This is a genomic window from Allobosea lathyri (assembly GCF_900108245.1).
Taxonomy (GTDB): Bacteria; Pseudomonadota; Alphaproteobacteria; order Rhizobiales; family Beijerinckiaceae; genus Allobosea; species Allobosea lathyri.
The window spans coordinates 239,404-254,720 of record NZ_FNUY01000005.1 but is presented as its reverse complement, the minus strand read 5'-3'; the positions used below and the strand labels follow the sequence as shown (position 1 = coordinate 254,720).

The 15,317-nt window shown below is 66.6% G+C and carries 16 protein-coding genes and 1 other RNA gene; 10 read left to right on the top strand and 7 right to left on the bottom strand.

Annotation, left to right across the window (positions count from 1 at the left end; all coding sequences use genetic code 11):
- Positions 1-84 precede the first annotated feature (84 nt).
- The 5 genes from coaBC to C4S73_RS14130 all read left to right on the top strand — a co-directional run bounded on the left by coaBC (position 85) and on the right by C4S73_RS14130 (position 3,846).
- Positions 85-1,392, top strand: coding sequence for a bifunctional phosphopantothenoylcysteine decarboxylase/phosphopantothenate--cysteine ligase CoaBC (gene coaBC / locus C4S73_RS14150; protein WP_103873139.1), 1,308 nt, complete (start codon positions 85-87; stop codon positions 1,390-1,392).
- 5 nt (positions 1,393-1,397) lie between these two features.
- Entirely contained in the window at positions 1,398-1,877 is a 480-nt protein-coding gene (gene dut / locus C4S73_RS14145; RefSeq protein WP_200828018.1) for a dUTP diphosphatase, read from the top strand.
- Positions 1,874-2,326, top strand: a complete 453-nt coding sequence (locus C4S73_RS14140) for an RrF2 family transcriptional regulator (RefSeq protein WP_103873137.1) — start codon at positions 1,874-1,876, stop codon at positions 2,324-2,326. The genes dut and C4S73_RS14140 overlap by 4 nt, the downstream gene beginning before the upstream one ends.
- Positions 2,327-2,410: 84 nt before the next feature.
- Positions 2,411-3,397: a cysteine synthase A gene (cysK, locus tag C4S73_RS14135; RefSeq protein ID WP_103873136.1), complete on the top strand. Its 987-nt coding sequence runs from the start codon at positions 2,411-2,413 to the stop codon at positions 3,395-3,397.
- A complete protein-coding gene (locus tag C4S73_RS14130) occupies positions 3,394-3,846 on the top strand; it encodes a GNAT family N-acetyltransferase (protein ID WP_103873135.1) in 453 nt (150 codons plus the stop codon). Before cysK ends, C4S73_RS14130 begins: the two co-directional genes overlap by 4 nt.
- A gap of 173 nt (positions 3,847-4,019) precedes the next feature.
- On the opposite strand, the gene C4S73_RS14125 is transcribed toward C4S73_RS14130, so the two are convergent.
- From C4S73_RS14125 to C4S73_RS14115, 3 genes are all read right to left on the bottom strand, one after another.
- Positions 4,020-4,889: a VOC family protein gene (locus C4S73_RS14125; RefSeq protein ID WP_103873293.1), complete on the bottom strand. Its 870-nt coding sequence runs from the start codon at positions 4,887-4,889 to the stop codon at positions 4,020-4,022.
- Positions 4,890-5,010: 121 nt separating this feature from the next.
- The gene (locus tag C4S73_RS14120) at positions 5,011-6,252 is read right to left on the bottom strand and encodes an NAD(P)/FAD-dependent oxidoreductase (protein WP_103873134.1); all 1,242 of its coding nucleotides are present in this window, start codon (positions 6,250-6,252) and stop codon (positions 5,011-5,013) included.
- A gap of 7 nt (positions 6,253-6,259) precedes the next feature.
- Positions 6,260-7,309, bottom strand: a complete 1,050-nt coding sequence (locus C4S73_RS14115; protein ID WP_103873133.1) for a YihY/virulence factor BrkB family protein — start codon at positions 7,307-7,309, stop codon at positions 6,260-6,262.
- Positions 7,310-7,599: 290 nt separating this feature from the next.
- Here C4S73_RS14115 and C4S73_RS14110 point away from each other — a divergent pair, with 290 nt between their 5' ends.
- Entirely contained in the window at positions 7,600-8,307 is a 708-nt protein-coding gene (locus C4S73_RS14110) for an outer membrane protein (RefSeq protein WP_103873132.1), read from the top strand.
- A gap of 27 nt (positions 8,308-8,334) precedes the next feature.
- Here C4S73_RS14110 and recR read toward each other — a convergent pair whose 3' ends face one another.
- From recR to ffs, 4 genes are all read right to left on the bottom strand, one after another.
- Entirely contained in the window at positions 8,335-8,940 is a 606-nt protein-coding gene (gene recR, locus C4S73_RS14105) for a recombination mediator RecR (RefSeq protein WP_103873131.1), read from the bottom strand.
- A 156-nt stretch (positions 8,941-9,096) separates the two neighbouring features.
- Positions 9,097-9,417 carry a YbaB/EbfC family nucleoid-associated protein gene (locus tag C4S73_RS14100; RefSeq protein ID WP_103873130.1) on the bottom strand — a complete coding sequence of 107 codons (321 nt, stop codon included), beginning with the start codon at positions 9,415-9,417 and terminating at the stop codon, positions 9,097-9,099.
- Between the two features lie 81 nt (positions 9,418-9,498).
- Complete coding sequence (locus C4S73_RS14095; protein WP_103873129.1) at positions 9,499-11,355, bottom strand: DNA polymerase III subunit gamma/tau; 1,857 nt, start codon at positions 11,353-11,355, stop codon at positions 9,499-9,501.
- A 199-nt stretch (positions 11,356-11,554) separates the two neighbouring features.
- An RNA gene (ffs, locus tag C4S73_RS14090) (signal recognition particle sRNA small type) lies at positions 11,555-11,651 on the bottom strand.
- Positions 11,652-11,898: 247 nt separating this feature from the next.
- On the opposite strand from ffs, the gene C4S73_RS14085 reads away from it, so the two are divergent.
- The 4 genes from C4S73_RS14085 to yidC all read left to right on the top strand — a co-directional run bounded on the left by C4S73_RS14085 (position 11,899) and on the right by yidC (position 15,271).
- Complete coding sequence (locus C4S73_RS14085) at positions 11,899-12,546, top strand: dienelactone hydrolase family protein (RefSeq protein ID WP_160115769.1); 648 nt, start codon at positions 11,899-11,901, stop codon at positions 12,544-12,546.
- A gap of 170 nt (positions 12,547-12,716) precedes the next feature.
- Complete coding sequence (gene rpmH / locus C4S73_RS14080) at positions 12,717-12,851, top strand: 50S ribosomal protein L34 (RefSeq protein WP_103873127.1); 135 nt, start codon at positions 12,717-12,719, stop codon at positions 12,849-12,851.
- 52 nt (positions 12,852-12,903) lie between these two features.
- Positions 12,904-13,371, top strand: a complete 468-nt coding sequence (gene rnpA / locus C4S73_RS14075; protein ID WP_103873292.1) for a ribonuclease P protein component — start codon at positions 12,904-12,906, stop codon at positions 13,369-13,371.
- A 37-nt stretch (positions 13,372-13,408) separates the two neighbouring features.
- Positions 13,409-15,271, top strand: coding sequence for a membrane protein insertase YidC (gene yidC / locus C4S73_RS14070; RefSeq protein ID WP_103873291.1), 1,863 nt, complete (start codon positions 13,409-13,411; stop codon positions 15,269-15,271).
- The last annotated feature ends 46 nt before the right edge of the window (positions 15,272-15,317 follow it).

Sequence of the window (15,317 nt, the reverse complement as noted above, 5' to 3'; positions counted from 1 at the left end):
ATCTCCCGGAGATAATCCTGCCAGAGATGCTCGTGGCAAGCCCGAGCATGACGGCTCGCCCCCCATGACAGTTGCAACCCGGCGATGCTAGGAAAGCCACGACCTAGCCTCCGGAGCCCGCCCTTGTCCGCCTCCCGCTCCATTCTTCTGATCATCGGCGGCGGCATCGCCGCCTACAAGGTGCTGGAACTGATCCGCCGGCTGAAGGATCGCGGCATTGCCTCGCGCTGCATCCTGACCAAGGCGGGCGAGGAGTTCATCACGCCGCTCTCCGTCTCGTCGCTGGCCGGGGAGCGCTGCTTCACCGACCTGTTCTCGCTGACCGACGAGGCGGATATCGGCCACATCGCCCTGTCGCGCTCGACAGATCTTTTGGTCGTGGCGCCCGCCACGGCCGATCTCATCGCCAAGATGGCGACCGGCCTTGCCAATGACCTGGCCTCGACTGCGCTGCTCGCCACCGACAAGCGCGTCCTGATCGCGCCCGCGATGAACCCGAAAATGTGGGAGCATCCGGCGACACAGCGCAACATGGCGCAGCTGGAGAAGGACGGCGTGCTCGTCGTCGGCCCCAATTCCGGCGCGATGGCCGAGCGTGGCGAGAGTGGACCCGGCCGCATGGCGGAACCCAACGAGATTCTCGGCGCGATCGAGCAGGCGCTTGCCGGCGAAACGCCTCGCGCCATCGGCTTCCTCGGGCGGCTGCCCGGCGGCGCCGCGACCGGGTCCAAGCCGCTGGCCGGACAGCATGTTCTGATCACCTCGGGCCCGACGCATGAGCCGATCGACCCGGTGCGCTACATCGCCAACCGCTCCTCGGGCAAGCAGGGCCACGCCATCGCCGCCGCCGCCGCTGCGGCCGGCGCCAGCGTGACGCTGGTCTCGGGCCCCGTCAGCCTTCCCGATCCTGCCGGCGTCACCACGATCCATGTCGAATCGGCCCGCGAGATGCTGGCTGCGGTCGAAAGCGCGCTTCCGGCCGACATCGCGATCTTCGCTGCAGCTGTCGCCGACTGGCGCGTTGCGGACGCTGCACCCGAGAAGATGAAGAAGGGCGCGGGCGGCACGCCTGCGCTGTCCCTCGTCGAGAACCCTGACATTCTCGCGACGATCGCTCACCGCAAGGCCGGGCGGCCAGCATGCGTCGTCGGTTTCGCAGCCGAGACCGAGCATGTCATCGAATACGCCCGCGCCAAGCTCGCGAAAAAGGGCTGCGACCTGATCGTTGCCAATGATGTCGGCGGTACCGGCGTGATGGGCGGCGACGCCAACACCGTGCATCTGGTCACCACAGAAGGCGTCGAGACCTGGCCGACCCTGGCGAAGGACGAGGTCGCAAACCGCCTGATCGCCCATATCGCGCGTCTGGCGCAGGCCCCAAAGGCAAACTGATCCGCATGGTCGATATTCCGCTCCTCCGTCTGCCGCATGGCGCCGACCTGCCGCTGCCGGCCTATGAGAGCACCGGCGCGGCCGGAATGGATCTGCGCGCCGCCGTCGATGCGCCGCTGGTGCTACCCCCCGGAGGCCGGGCGCTGGTGCCCACCGGTCTCGCCCTGCAACTGCCTGAAGGTTTCGAGGCGCAGGTGCGCCCCCGCTCCGGCCTCGCCGCCAAACACGGCGTCACCGTGCTGAATGCGCCCGGCACCGTCGACAGCGACTATCGCGGCGAGGTCAAGGTCATCCTGATCAACCATGGCCAGGAACCTTTCACGATCGGCCGCGGCGACCGTATCGCGCAGATGGTGATCGCCCCGGTGACACGCGGCGTCTTCGTCGAGGTAGATGCGCTCGACCAGACCACGCGCGGCGAGGGCGGTTTCGGTTCGACCGGCATCTTCGATGCGGGGACGCCAGCGAAGGAGCGGGCCTCGTGATCCTGCTCCAGCGCCGAAGCCTTCTCGCCATCGCGGCCGTCGTGGATATCGCCCTGCACGCGCGCCCCTCGCCTGTCGCAGCGAAACTGCTGGCGGCGCGGCACGAACTGCCGCCGCGCCATCTGGAGACGCTGTTGCAGGCGCTGGTCCGGGTCGGCATCCTCAAGGGTGTGCGCGGTCCGCGCGGCGGCTACGAACTGGCGCGCGAACGTCGTAAGATCACCGCTGGCGACATCGCGCGCGCCGCGATGCAGGATGCCGGCGAGGATGCGCTTGGTCCGCTGCCGCAGTCGCGCCTGATTGACGACGTCATCGGGCCGGAGGTCGCAAGCGCGTCGGAGGCGTTCCTCGCGGTGCTGGATGGCGTGACCGTCGAGGAGCTCTGCCGCAGGGCGCAGGCGAAGGCCGTCTTCGGCGAATCCGGCCTCGATGGTGATTTTACGATATAGGAATGTGAATTATCTGCTTAATCGACATCTTCTGTGAATTGATCTAGCCTCGATTGAAATCGATGCCGTTCCAAGGAGGATCCCATGGCTGAAGCTGCGCGCAATCCCAACTCCGCTCCGAGCAAGGCGCCGGGCCGCGGCCGGGTCTATGAATCGATCACCGACACCATCGGCGACACCCCGCTGGTCAAGCTCAACCGCCTACCGGCCGAGCGCGGCGTCAAGGCGACGATCCTGGCCAAGCTCGAATTCTTCAACCCGATTTCCAGCGTCAAGGACCGCATCGGCGTCAACATGGTCGATGCGCTGGAGGCTTCGGGCGCGCTGAAGCCCGGCGGCACGCTGATCGAGCCGACTTCGGGCAATACCGGCATCGCGCTCGCTTTCGTCGCCGCTGCACGCGGCTACCGCCTGATCCTGGTCATGCCCGAGACGATGTCGCTGGAGCGCCGCAAGATGCTGGCGCTGCTCGGCGCCGAACTCGTGCTCACGCCCGGCCCCGGCGGCATGCGCGGCGCGGTGGCCAAGGCCGAGGAGCTCAAGGCCGAGATTCCCGGCTCGATCATTCCCCAGCAGTTCGAGAACCCGCACAACCCGGAAATCCATCGCAAGACGACTGCCGAGGAGATCTGGAACGACACCAACGGCAATGTCGACATCTTCATCTCGGGCGTCGGCACGGGCGGCACCATCACCGGCGTCGGCCAGGTGCTGAAGGCGCGCAAGCCGGACGTGAAGATCATCGCCGTCGAGCCCGAGGATTCTCCGGTCCTGTCGGGCGGTGCGCCCGGCCCGCACAAGATCCAGGGCATCGGCGCGGGCTTCGTGCCGGGCATCCTCGACCGCTCGGTGATCGACGAGGTCGTCACTGTCGGCAACCAGACCTCTTTTGAGACGGCGCGTGCGCTGGCCAAGGCTGAGGGCATCCCGGCCGGCATTTCGTCGGGCGCGGCGGTTGCGGCGGCGCTCGAAGTTGGCGCGCGGCCCGAGAATGCCGGCAAGACGATCGTCGTGATCATCCCCTCCTTCGCCGAGCGCTATATTTCGAGCGCGCTGTTCGAGGGGCTGTGACGCCAGCTGCGATCCAGACCGTCCGCGTCACCGACACGCTGCCAGACGGTTTCGAGCGCTTGCGGCAGGAAGCGGCTGAGGAAGGCTACGCCTTCCTTGACCGGTTGGCGCAGGAGATCGAACGCGGCGACTATGCCGGGGCTGCCGACCTGCCTGTGCTCTTCGCGGTCTTTGCGGAGGGCGAGCTGGCTGGAATGGGCGGCATCACGCCCGACCCTTACGATCCCGCGCCTGATATCGCGCGGCTGCGGCACGTCTATGTGCGGGCAGCCAGTCGCCGCCTTGGCGTCGGGCGCGCCATCGCTTCGGCCTTGATCCAGCAGGGTTTTGTCATCGCGGCGCGCCTGTCCTTGCGCGCCGCCGACGACCGTGCCGCCGCCTTCTGGGAGGCTGAAGGGTTCGCGCGCGATCTCACCGATGCCCAGCGCACGCATCTGCTGGCGCGCTGAGACTATTTGGGAGTTCGAGCCCTCATCCTGAGGAGCCGCGAAGCGGCGTCTCGAAGGATGCTCCAGATGGCTCCTGAACCTCCTCAAGCATCCTTCGAGACGCCACTCCTGACGGATTGGCTCCTCAAGGACGAGGGCTGAGGAAATCTCGAACGGACTTTGAGACCGCTCGCTCAGCGCCGCAGCACGATCCTGTTGCCCCACGGATCGGAGAGGGCCGGCCTGCCGGCATCCTCGCGCCCGCCGGCTGCCAGAATGCGCTGGCGCATCGTCTCGAAATCGCCGGCATCGCGGGCGACCAGCTCGAAAAAGCTCAAGCCCGCCTCGCCCTCGCCACGCGGTGCCGCCCCGCGACTGTTCCAGACATTGCCGGCGATGTGGTGGTGATATCCGCCGCTGGAAAGGAAGCTCGCGCCGGGGTAGCGCACCATCAGGTCGAAACCGAGCGCGCCGGCATAGAAGGCCTCGGCCTCGGCGGTATCGCCGACGCGCAGATGGATATGACCCATGCGGGTACCACTCGGCATCCCCGGATAATCGCCTTGCCGGGCCTCGCGGAGCAGGGCGTCCAGATCGAGCCGTTCGGTCGCCATCTTGATCGCCCCTTCGCGTCGCGGCCATTCCGCGCGCGGCCGGTCGCGATAGATCTCGATGCCGTTGCCCTCAGGGTCGGAGAGATAAAGCGCCTCGCTGACGAGATGATCGGATGCGCCCTCCAGAGGGATGCGCGCTCTCGCGGCGTGGCCGATCCAATTGGCGAGGTCGGCGCGCGAGGGCAGCAGGATTGCGAGATGGAACAGTCCGGCCGCCGAACCGGGCTGGCTTGCGCCCGCCTCCAGTCGCACCAGAACCTCGCCGTCGACGCCGAGTTCGACAGCCTCAGCGGCCTCGCTGATCACGGTAAGGCCGATCGAATTGCGATAATAGGCGGTAAGCCCGGGCAGGTCGCGAACATTCAGCGCGACAGCGCCGATGTGGTAGGGCGCATCATAGGCTTCGAGCCGGAAAGGCGAGGCGGTTTTGGTGTCCAGGATCGCAGGCATGGCGGCCTCCCTTTCGATGCGGCCAAGCTGCCGCCTGCCGATAGACATGGCGATATCCGCGGGATTTGTCGCCCCTGGGCCGGGCAAAACCGCGATTGCGCGGCTGCAATGACCTGGGCGCTCAGGGGCGCGTCGGGTCTGGGCGATCGATGGCGAAATGTCCGAACCACGGTGCCTCCGCCCCGCCGATCAGCGAGCCCAGAATGCGCGACGCCAGAAAGCTGAAGGTGATGCCGTTGCCGCCATAGCCATAGGCCGCGAGCATGCGCGGGTGGCCCGGCACACGTCCGATCAGCGGCAGGCCGTCGCTGGTCTGCCCGAAGGCGCCCGACCAGGCATAGCCAAGGCTCGGCTCCGCCGGTGGCAGCAGCGCCGCGAGCTTGCCCAGCAGCGCTTTCGTCTTCTCGCGACTGAGACGTTCGCGCAGTGCGGGATCGTCGGTTTCCTCGTCCTCGCCGCCGATGATGATGCGGCCATCACGGGTCGTGCGGCAGTAGACATAATCCTCGGACGCTTCCCAGACGAGCGCGGGACCCGGCCAGAGCACGTGGCGCGCCTGTGGCAACGTGGCAAGCGCCCAGCTCGATGCGACCCGGTGCAGCGCGCTGTTGACGCAATCGGGCATGACATAGCCGGTCGCGAGCACGATATGGCCGGCCTCGATCGTGCGCCCGCTCTCGAGCGTGACGGCGGATGTGTGGGCGGTGGCCTCGAACGCCACCGCTTCATCGCGGATCAGCCGCGCGCCACGCCTGGTCGCCCTGTCGAGCAGGGCATGGCACAGGCTCAAGGGATCGGCCTCAGCCGAGCCGGGCGAGACGATCGCGGCCGCGCGGTCGAAACCATAGGTCCGCAATAGCGTCGCATGATCGAGCAATGCGCCGGGCAGGCCGGCCCGTTCGCGCAGCTCATGCTCCTCGGCAAGCTCCCGCGGGCCGGTGTCGCCCGCAGCCAAATAGACGGAGTCGCGCGGCAGGAAGGCGCATCCGAGTTCGAGACGGTCGATGAGCTCGCGCAGACCGGCGACGGCACGAAAACTGCGGCGATAGACGTCCGTCGCCCGGTCGAGGCCGTAGAGCGCGGCCAGCCGACTCAAGGACAGGTCTATCTCCCATTGCAGCATGGCGGTGCTGGCGACGGTGCTGCCGAAACCCTCGCGCTCCCGGTCGACGAGGATGACGGAATGGCCGAGCGCCGTCATGTGTTCGGCGACCAAGGCTCCGGTTATACCGCCGCCGACGATGGCGACATCGCAGCTTGTATCGGCCGAAAGCCGCTCGCTCGGCGGCCTGACCGGACCGGCGAGCCATGGGCTGCGCCCGCTGTGCAGATCGTCATGGCGTGTCGTGTCGGCGTCGAGCATGTTGTGTTCAATCCGCTATGCCGCGCCCGACACGGTCGGCCATGGTGGCGCCGCGCTGGCCGAGCGGCTTGGCTTTTCCGGTCGTGGTGTCGTGAGCCGTCTGGTGCTCCAGCTCGGCGTTGAGCTCGGCGCCGGCGAGCACGATCGTGGCCGAGAGCCAGAGCCAGGTCATGAAGACGACGACGGTCGCGAGCGAGCCATAGGCGGCGGTGTAATTGCCGAGCGTGCCGACATACCAGGAGAAGGCGAAGGAGGCGGCGGCCCAGAGCAGCGCAGCGGCAACCGCTCCAGGCATCACCCAGATGAAGCGTGCACGCTCGCGGCTCGGTCCGATCCAGTAGAGGCAGGCGATCGAGAGCGTCGCGACCACGAAGAAGGAGGGCCAGCGCACCAGCCGCGCCAGCCGTTCCAGCTCGAAGGCGAAGGGAAACAGCGCGGTTATCACCGGCACGCTGGCGATCACGATGAGGGCGATCGCCAGCAGCACGACGCCGCTGATCGTGGTCAACAGCGAGATCGCGTTGAGCTTCAGGAAGCTGCGCTTCTCGGTCTCGCGATAGATGATGTTGAGCGCGTCGAAAAGCGCCTTCACGGCCGCATTCGCCGACCATGCCGCGACGAGGAAACTGATCAGAAAGGTCAGCGAGATCGCCGATACCGTCTGCGTCGCCAGCCGCATCGCCTGTTCATGGATCAGTTCGCGCGCGGCCTGCGGCAGCACTGTCGTCACCGCATCGATCTGGTCGGCGATGGTCCAGGGGTCGGTGAAGGAGCGGTAGATCGTCACCAGCAAAGAGAGCGCCGGCACCAGTGAGAGCAGGGTGAAGAAAGCAACCGCGCCGGCAAGCGACGTCAGGCGATTCTCGCCGACATTCCCGGCGAAGCGCAGCAGCACGTCCTTCCAGCCGAGCCAGGTCATCTGCAGCGGAGTCGCGGCCAGCCGGCCCCGGGCGGCCTCCTGTGCCGGACGGACGAAGCGCTTGGACACAAGCCCATAGACGTAGCCAAGCGCTACGCCGGCTCCTGCCGCTCCCGTAATCCGTTTCAGGAAAGACATCTCGAGATCGTCTCCGCTGCCGCGCCGGGCACTTCCGATCGCCGATCGATCGCGGCGCAGAGACAGCGTGGCGGCAACAGTCCATCGCCGCAATTGTTCCGTGCTTCCGGCCAGTTGAGGCCTGAGGACAACGCCGGTCGGGCACCGGAATGGGGCGCCTTAGGCGATTGTTAACCCTAACGCTTTCTTATCATGGGCAACTGGCGCGTCGCTGATGGTCGCGCCGAAAGGGTCCGAACTGCCGATCGGCGCAGAGCGGACCATAGTTTGGTGCACCAGTAGAGATCGCCATGAAAACGCAGCTGAAAGCCGCCCTGGCAGCCCTGGCAAGCCTCGCGCTTCTTGCGGGCGGTACCGCTGTCGCTGCCGATCTGGGCTCGTCCCGCCTGCTTCCGCCCGCTCCGGACCTGCCGGCATTCTACTCCTGGACCGGCGCCTATGCCGGCGTCCAGGGCGGCTATTCCTGGGGCAACGACAGGGTCAGCCGGTTCCTGAACGGAAACGGCGTCGGAGCGACATCGAGCTACAGCACCGCGCTCGGCGGTGGCCATGTCGGCTTCAACTATCAGTTCGGGTCGATCGTGCTTGGCATCGAGGGTGATGTCGAGGCGGTGAATGCGCGCGGCGGGTTCAGCGATGCGGGCGTCGTCGGCCGTGTCCAGCGGGACTGGCAGGCCTCGGTTCGCGGGCGCATCGGCTATGCCTTTGACCGTTTCATGATCTACGGCACCGGCGGTGCGGCCTTCACCGAGTTCGACTACCGCGTCCTCAACCCCGCCACCGGCCTTGGCGAGAGAATGCAGAACTCGGCCACCGGCTGGAATATCGGCGCCGGCGTCAACTTTGCCTTCACCGACAACCTGATCCTGGGCGCAGAATATCGCTACACGGATTACGGCAAGGTCGATCATCTCGGACGCGGCGCCGTGCCGGGCCTGGTCTCCGAGCTGGAGCCGAAGCTGCACACGGTCCGCGCCAGCGTCGCCTACAAGTTCTGAGGCGCTACAGACCAAGGCTCCGGCGCGTCAGAAGCCCGTCCGCTGCCGGATAGCCGCGGCGAGCGTGCCGTCGTCGAGATAGTCGAGCTCACCACCGACCGGCACGCCATGGGCAAGCTTGGTCACCTTCAGCGGTAGATGCGCCAGCACGTCGGTGATGAAATGCGCTGTAGTCTGGCCGTCGACGGTCGCGTTGAGCGCCAGGATGACCTCCCTGACCGCAGGCTCGGAGGCACGCGTCACAAGCGCGTCGAGCGAGAGATGCTCGGGCCGGATGCCGTCGAGCGCCGACAACACGCCACCCAGGACATGGTAGCGGCCCGAGACCGCGCCCGAACGCTCCAGCGCCCAGAGATCGGCGATATCGGCGACGACGACGATCAGCGCGTCATCGCGTCGCGGGTCGCGGCAGAGCGAGCAGGGGTCGCTGGTGTCGATATTGCCGCAGCTCGAACAGACGACGATGCGCTCGCGTGCGACCGCCATGGCCTCGCTGAGCGGGCCCAGCAGCTGCTCGCGCTTCTTGACGAGATGCAGGGCCGCGCGCCTTGCCGAACGAGGCCCTAGCCCCGGCAGCTTGGCCAGGAGCTGGATCAGCCGTTCGATCTCGGGGCCGGCGATGGCGCGGGACATGGGAAGGACTTTCGCGATCGCTCGATCAAACCCGCGCCGTCATCCCGGGCAAGCGCAGGGCAGAGCCGGAATCCATCCTAGAGCGCCTGCGCCCATCGATGGATCCCGAATCTCCGCTTCGCTCCGTCCGGGATGACGTCGAGGATGATCGAAGCGTCAAAACAGCTTCATGCCCGGCGGGATCGGCAGGCCCTTGGTAATCTCGGCCATGCGCTCCTGCATCACGCGTTCGGCGCGATTTCGGGCGTCGGTGCTGGCGGCGACGATCAGGTCCTCGAGGATTTCGCGCTCGTCGGCGACCATCAGGGCCGGGTCGATCCTGACCGCCTTGAGCGCGCCCTTGGCCGTCATCGTCACCGTGACCATGCCGCCGCCGGCTGCGCCCTCGACCTCGATCATGTCGAGCTCGGCCTGAACATTAGCCATCTTCTGCTGCATTTCCTGCGCCTGCTTCATCAGGCCCATCATGTCGCGCATGAACTGTCTCCCAGGTTTGGTGTTGCAGTCTGGTCTTGCAGGATCGGCCTTGCAGCCCGCCGATGCGGGGCGCGTCAGCCCTCAGAAATCGATGCCGTCGAAATCCGGCTCGCTGTCGTCGAAGAGCGGCTCGCCATCGTTCATATATTCATCCTCGGGCGCAGAGGCCGCGGGAGCCTGTGCTTCGGCCGCACGCGGATCGCGCACGCTGACGATGCGCGCGCCGGGGAATTTTTCCAGCACCGCCATCACGGCGGGATGGGAGGCGGCGTCGCTTTCGCGCCGCTCCCTCTCGGCCTCTGCCTGTTCGCGGAGCGTCGCGCCGCCCTCGGCATTGACCACGGCAACCATCCAGGTCAGGCCGGTCCACTCTTTCAGACGGCGAGAGAGGTCGGTCGCGACGGTGCGCGAACTGCCCTCGGCCAGCGCGAATTCGATGCGCCCCTGCTCGAAGCGTACGGGGCGGACATCGCGCTCCAGCGCCAGTTTCAGCGTGATGTCGCGATGCTGCGAGGCAAGCGCCACGACATCCTCCAGCGAGGCCACCTGAACCAGCGGCTGGGCCACGGCGCGCGGCGCGGGCGCCGGAATTGGCATCGGATTGGCGCTGGCCAGGATCGGGCGCGCCGCGAGCGCGGTATTGCCGCCGCCTGAGGGCGGGCGCGGCGCGGGCGCACCATTGCCCGACGAAACCGTGCCGGAGCCGTCGCGCAGCATCTTCAGCGCCTCGTCGGGCGTCGGCAGATCGGCGGCATGGGCGAGACGTACCAGCACCATCTCGGCCGCCATGACCGGCCGGTCGGCCTGCTTCACCTCGGCGATGCCGCGCAGCAGCATCTGCCAGGCGCGGGCAAGCACCCGCACCGAAAGGCGCTGCGCGAAATCGCCGCCGCGCACGCGCTCTGCCTGGTTGAGGCTGTTGTCCTTGAGCGCATCGGGCACGAGCTTCAGGCGCGTCACCAGATGGGTGAATTCGGCGAGGTCGGTCAGCACCACCACAGGGTCGGCGCCGGCGTCGTATTGCGCCCTGAGTTCGCCGAGCGCAGCCGCGATATCGCCCTTCATCAGCGCTTCGAACAGGTCGATGACGCGAGCGCGGTCGGCGAGCCCCAACATGGACCGGACATCGTCGAGCGTTATCTTGCCGGCCGCGTGGGCGATGGCCTGGTCGAGGATCGAAAGCGAATCGCGCACCGAGCCCTCTGCGGCCCGGGCGATGGCGGCGAGCGCCTCTTCCTCGGCCTCGACACTCTCCGTCGTGCAGATCGAGCCGAGATGGCCCACGAGCAGGCTGGAATCGACGCGGCGCAGGTCGAAACGCTGGCAGCGCGACAGAACCGTCACCGGCACCTTGCGGATTTCCGTCGTCGCGAAAATGAAGCGCGCATGCGGCGGCGGCTCTTCGAGCGTCTTCAGGAAGGCGTTGAAGGCACCGGCCGAGAGCATGTGCACCTCGTCGATGATATAGACCTTGTAGCGCGCCGACACCGGCGCATAGCGCACCGCGTCGTTGATCTGGCGGACATTGTCGACGCCGTTGTTGGAGGCGGCGTCGATCTCCATCACGTCGATATGGCGGCCCTCGATGATCTCCTTGCAGTGCACGCCGAAGCGCACGAGATCGGTCGTCGGCGCGCCGCCGCCATCCTCCGTCTGGAAGTTCAGTGCGCGCGCCAGAATGCGGGCCGTCGTCGTCTTGCCGACGCCGCGCACGCCGGTCAGCATCCAGGCCTGCGGGATGCGGCCGGCCGCGAAGGCGTTGGTCAGGGTCCGCACCATCGCGTCCTGGCCGATCAGGTCGCCGAAATGGGCCGGCCGGTATTTCCGCGCGAGCACGCGATAGGGCGTCGGCGCTGCCGCGGCCGGCGGGGGAGCCGGGTCGAAGCCGGCAAAGCCCGGTTCGTCATCTGCGGAAGCGGCGTCGATCTCGTCGGTCATGGGGACTGGTTTCGCCAATCGGAAGGCGGTGGTCAATGCTCTTGCCGGAAGGTGCCCCTATGCGGCGCTTCCCATACGCGGCGCGAGCTCGCCTGCGGGCGTGACGCGTTCCCGAAGCATCCCGTACGATGCCGCTTCGAGGAAACGGCTCACCGGGAACGCGGAGCAGATGCGCTGGACCTTCGCCGTGAAAGCAAAAGGTGGGAGGCTGGACGAAGACCCGTTCGGTCTCGTTAGGGCTGCTTCCTTCCGGACCTGACCCGGTTGGCGAGTGAGACGTCCCTCGCCAACCTCCCGGGCGCTATATCGTGGATGTCGCGCCCGAGTGCAAGCGGGCTCCCATTGCCGAAACGAAACATCGCAGGTCGTCGGGATAGGGGTGCGTCGCCAATGTCGCTATCACCGGCGGTGCGACCATGGATCGCATTCGAACCCGCATTTCGCGTTTTGAGGCCTGCTGCCGTGAAGTCGCTCCTGATCCTGCCCTTGCTGCTATTCGCTTTCGCGCTGCCTCTGGTGGCTGATGAACGGCCACGCCGAATAATGACGATTGCAGCGGCGTATGGCCCGGTTCGGGTCGAGATGCCGGACGTGCAGCGGCCGACAGCCCGGCCCGCGATCATCGTCTTGAGCGGCAGCAAGGGTTTGGCCTCGCCCGCTTATGACGAGATCGCTAGCCGGTTCGTGACGGCCGGGCTCGATGTGTTTCTCGTCCACTTCCTCTCGGCGGCCGATCTCCAGGTTCTGGAAGAAGCCGAAGATGCGGCGAGCCGCAAACGCTATTCAGCTGCGCAAATGCCCCGCTGGATCGCGTCGGTTCGCGCCGTGGCGGCCTATTTGCGTGCTGATCGCCCGGTCGGTCTGCTCGGCATCTCGCTCGGCGCCAATGTCGCTGCAGCGAGCGCGCAGGGCGACGATCCGCCCGGCGCCCTTGTCCTTGTCGACGGAGGCGTGGGTGCGACCTCCGCCAGACTCCCTCCGCTGCTCCTCGTCTGGGGGCGCGACGATCGCGTCTTTCCGCCCGCAACGGCGCGCGCCTTTGAACAGGCCGTGGCAGCGCGAGGTGGAGCGGTTCGGCTCGATATGCATACTGGCGCGGCCCATGATTTCTTCATCCGCCCGGGCTCGGCGCAGGCTGCTTCCGCTCAGCAGGCCGCGGCGCAGTTCCTTGTTTCGCAACTGATGCGATAGCGACTGAGCCCGCACCTTCGGCATTGACTTGGACGGATCCATCCGTCATAAGCCCGCCACTTGCGCAGCACCTCGGGCTGCGCAGAACCTTTTGCATGACAGGCTCGGCTGGCCACGCTTTCCTCGGAAGGCCGTTGCCGCCACGCTGACCAAGGCCCCGGAGACGGATCGTGAAGAGAACCTATCAACCCAGCAAGCTGGTTCGCAAGCGCCGCCACGGCTACCGCGCTCGTATGGCGACCAAGGGTGGCCAGAAGGTCATCGCCGCCCGTCGGGCGCATGGCCGCAAGCGCCTGTCGGCCTGAGCTGCAGGCGCGTGAGGTTCGCGCGCCTTTTTCGGAAGACTGGCCAATCGCCATGCGCCTCGCCCGTCTGACGCAACGCAAAGAGTTTCTGGCGGCGGCCGAACACGGCCGCCGTTTTCGTTCGTCTGCATTCACCGTGCAGGTTCTCGATACGCAGCCGCGCGATACCGTCGACGAGGGCGGGCACGACGGCCTGCGCGTTGGCCTGACCGCGTCGCGCAAGGTCGGCAATGCCGTCAAGCGCAACCGCATACGCCGACGCCTGCGTGCGGCTGCCGGTATTGCCCTGGCCGAGCAGGCCGGCCGCCCCTGCGACGTGGTAATCGTCGCGCGCCCCGAGACGCTTGCTGCCGATTTCCAGCTGCTCATCGCCGATCTGTCGGTGGCGCTCGATCGCGCCCGCCCGGCGCGGCCCGGCCGCAGGTCTTTCGCGGCCAGCAAATCTTCTCCCGGCGGCAAATCTTCTTCCCCCGATAAGCGCCGCTCGCCGGACATCCGCAGCGCGCCTTCAAAACCTTAAGCCCGACGGGCGTCAGCGAGATCTGTTTCCGATCATGATGAAAGAAGACAACCGCAATCTGCTTCTCGCGATCACGCTCTCCGTGGTCGTGCTGCTCGGCTGGCAGTTCTTCTACGCCGTGCCGCAGATGGACAAGCAGAAGCAGGTCGCGCAGCAGACGCAGCAGACGCAGCAGGCGCAGGGCCAGTCGACGCCCGCCGGCTCGCCCTCCGTTCCCGGCCAGCCCGGCGCTGTCCTGCCTGCAGCCCTGCCGGCAACGCCGGCTGTCGAGACCCGCGAGCAGGCGCTCGCCCGCAGCCCGCGCATCAAGATCGACACCCCCAAGATCGCCGGTTCGATCTCGCTAACCGGCGCGCGCGTCGACGACGTCTCGCTCAAGGCCTATCGCGAGACTGTCGACCCCAACAGCCCGATCATCGTGCTGCTCTCGCCGCTGGGCGGCCCCAACGCCTATTATTCCGATTTCGGCTGGGTCGCCGCGCCCGGCACGAATGTGCCGCTGCCGAATGCGACGACGGTCTGGAGCGCCGATGCCCAGGTGCTGCGCGCCGGGACGCCGCTGACGCTGAGCTGGGACAATGGCCAGGGCCTGCTGTTCAAGCGGGCCATCTCGGTCGACGACAACGCCATGTTCACGATCCGCGACGAGGTCGAGAACAAGGGCGGCGCGCCCGTTTCGCTTTTCCCCTATGGCCAGGTGGTGCGCCACGGCCGGCCGACCACGCTCGGCTACTACGTGCTGCATGAAGGCCTGATTGGCTATCTCGGCGATCATGGCCTGCAGGAATTCACCTATGACCATGTCGACAAGGAGCCGCTGCTGTCGCCCGGCACGAATGGTCGGGTCTGGAAGGACGCGCTCGGCGGCTTCGTCGGCATCACCGACAAGTACTGGGCTGCCTCGGTCGTTCCCGATCAGGCGCGCAAATATGAAGGCCGCTTCTCGTCGGTCCAGACCGGCAGCGCCCGCACCTATCAGGCCGACTTCCTGGCCGAGGCCGTGACCATCGCGCCCGGCGCGACGGTTGCGAGCAACTCCAAGCTGTTCGCCGGCGCCAAGGAAGTCGCTGCCGTCAACGGTTACGAGCGCAATCTCGGGATCAAGCGCTTCGACCTGCTGATCGACTGGGGCTGGTTCTACTTCATCACCAAGCCGATGTTCTTCCTGCTCGACTGGATCTACAAGCATGTCGGCAATTTCGGTGTCGCGATCCTGATCGTCACGCTGCTCCTGAAGGGCGTATTCTTCCCGCTCGCCAGCAAGTCATACGCGTCGATGGCGAAGATGAAGGCTGTGCAGCCGGAGATGGTTGCCATCCGCGAGCGCTATGCCGACGACAAGATGAAGCAGCAGCAGGCCTTGATGGAGCTGTACAAGACCCAGAAGATCAACCCGCTCGCCGGCTGCTGGCCGGTGCTGGTGCAGATCCCGGTCTTCTTCGCGCTCTACAAGATCCTGTTCATCACCATCGAGATGCGGCATGCGCCGTTCTTCGGCTGGATCCACGATCTTGCCGCGCCCGATCCGACCAATGTGTTCGGCTGGCTGCCGTTGGGCCTCACCGCGTTCCTGCATATCGGCATCTGGCCGATCATCATGGGCATCACGATGTTCGTGCAGATGAAGATGAACCCGGAGCCGCCGGACCCGGTGCAGAAGATGATGTTCACCTGGATGCCGGTGTTCTTCACCTTCCTGCTCGGCTCGTTCCCGGCTGGCCTGGTGATCTACTGGAGCTGGAACAACCTGCTCTCCGTGACCCAGCAGGGCTTCATCATGCGCAAGCATGGCGTCAAGATCGAGCTGTTCGACAATCTCAAGGGCATGTTCAGCAAGAAGCCCGCGACGACAGAGGTGGTCCCCGCTCCGGGCAAGCCCGCCAACACCAACAAAAAGTAAGCCCGCACGCTACACGGGAGCGCGAACGTCGCGAGCGGCGACGTGC

Coding starts and splice junctions, on each gene's coding strand:
- C4S73_RS14110 (WP_103873132.1), top strand. CDS start 7,600: ATGAAAACGCAGCTGAAAGCCGCCCTGGCAGCCCTGGCAAGCCTCGCG.
- C4S73_RS14085 (WP_160115769.1), top strand. CDS start 11,899: ATGACGATTGCAGCGGCGTATGGCCCGGTTCGGGTCGAGATGCCGGAC.
- C4S73_RS14120 (WP_103873134.1), bottom strand. CDS start 6,252: ATGCTCGACGCCGACACGACACGCCATGACGATCTGCACAGCGGGCGC.
- recR (WP_103873131.1), bottom strand. CDS start 8,940: ATGTCCCGCGCCATCGCCGGCCCCGAGATCGAACGGCTGATCCAGCTC.
- C4S73_RS14095 (WP_103873129.1), bottom strand. CDS start 11,355: ATGACCGACGAGATCGACGCCGCTTCCGCAGATGACGAACCGGGCTTT.
- C4S73_RS14125 (WP_103873293.1), bottom strand. CDS start 4,889: ATGCCTGCGATCCTGGACACCAAAACCGCCTCGCCTTTCCGGCTCGAA.
- cysK (WP_103873136.1), top strand. CDS start 2,411: ATGGCTGAAGCTGCGCGCAATCCCAACTCCGCTCCGAGCAAGGCGCCG.
- yidC (WP_103873291.1), top strand. CDS start 13,409: ATGAAAGAAGACAACCGCAATCTGCTTCTCGCGATCACGCTCTCCGTG.
- coaBC (WP_103873139.1), top strand. CDS start 85: ATGCTAGGAAAGCCACGACCTAGCCTCCGGAGCCCGCCCTTGTCCGCC.
- dut (WP_200828018.1), top strand. CDS start 1,398: ATGGTCGATATTCCGCTCCTCCGTCTGCCGCATGGCGCCGACCTGCCG.
- C4S73_RS14100 (WP_103873130.1), bottom strand. CDS start 9,417: ATGCGCGACATGATGGGCCTGATGAAGCAGGCGCAGGAAATGCAGCAG.
- C4S73_RS14115 (WP_103873133.1), bottom strand. CDS start 7,309: ATGTCTTTCCTGAAACGGATTACGGGAGCGGCAGGAGCCGGCGTAGCG.
- rnpA (WP_103873292.1), top strand. CDS start 12,904: ATGCGCCTCGCCCGTCTGACGCAACGCAAAGAGTTTCTGGCGGCGGCC.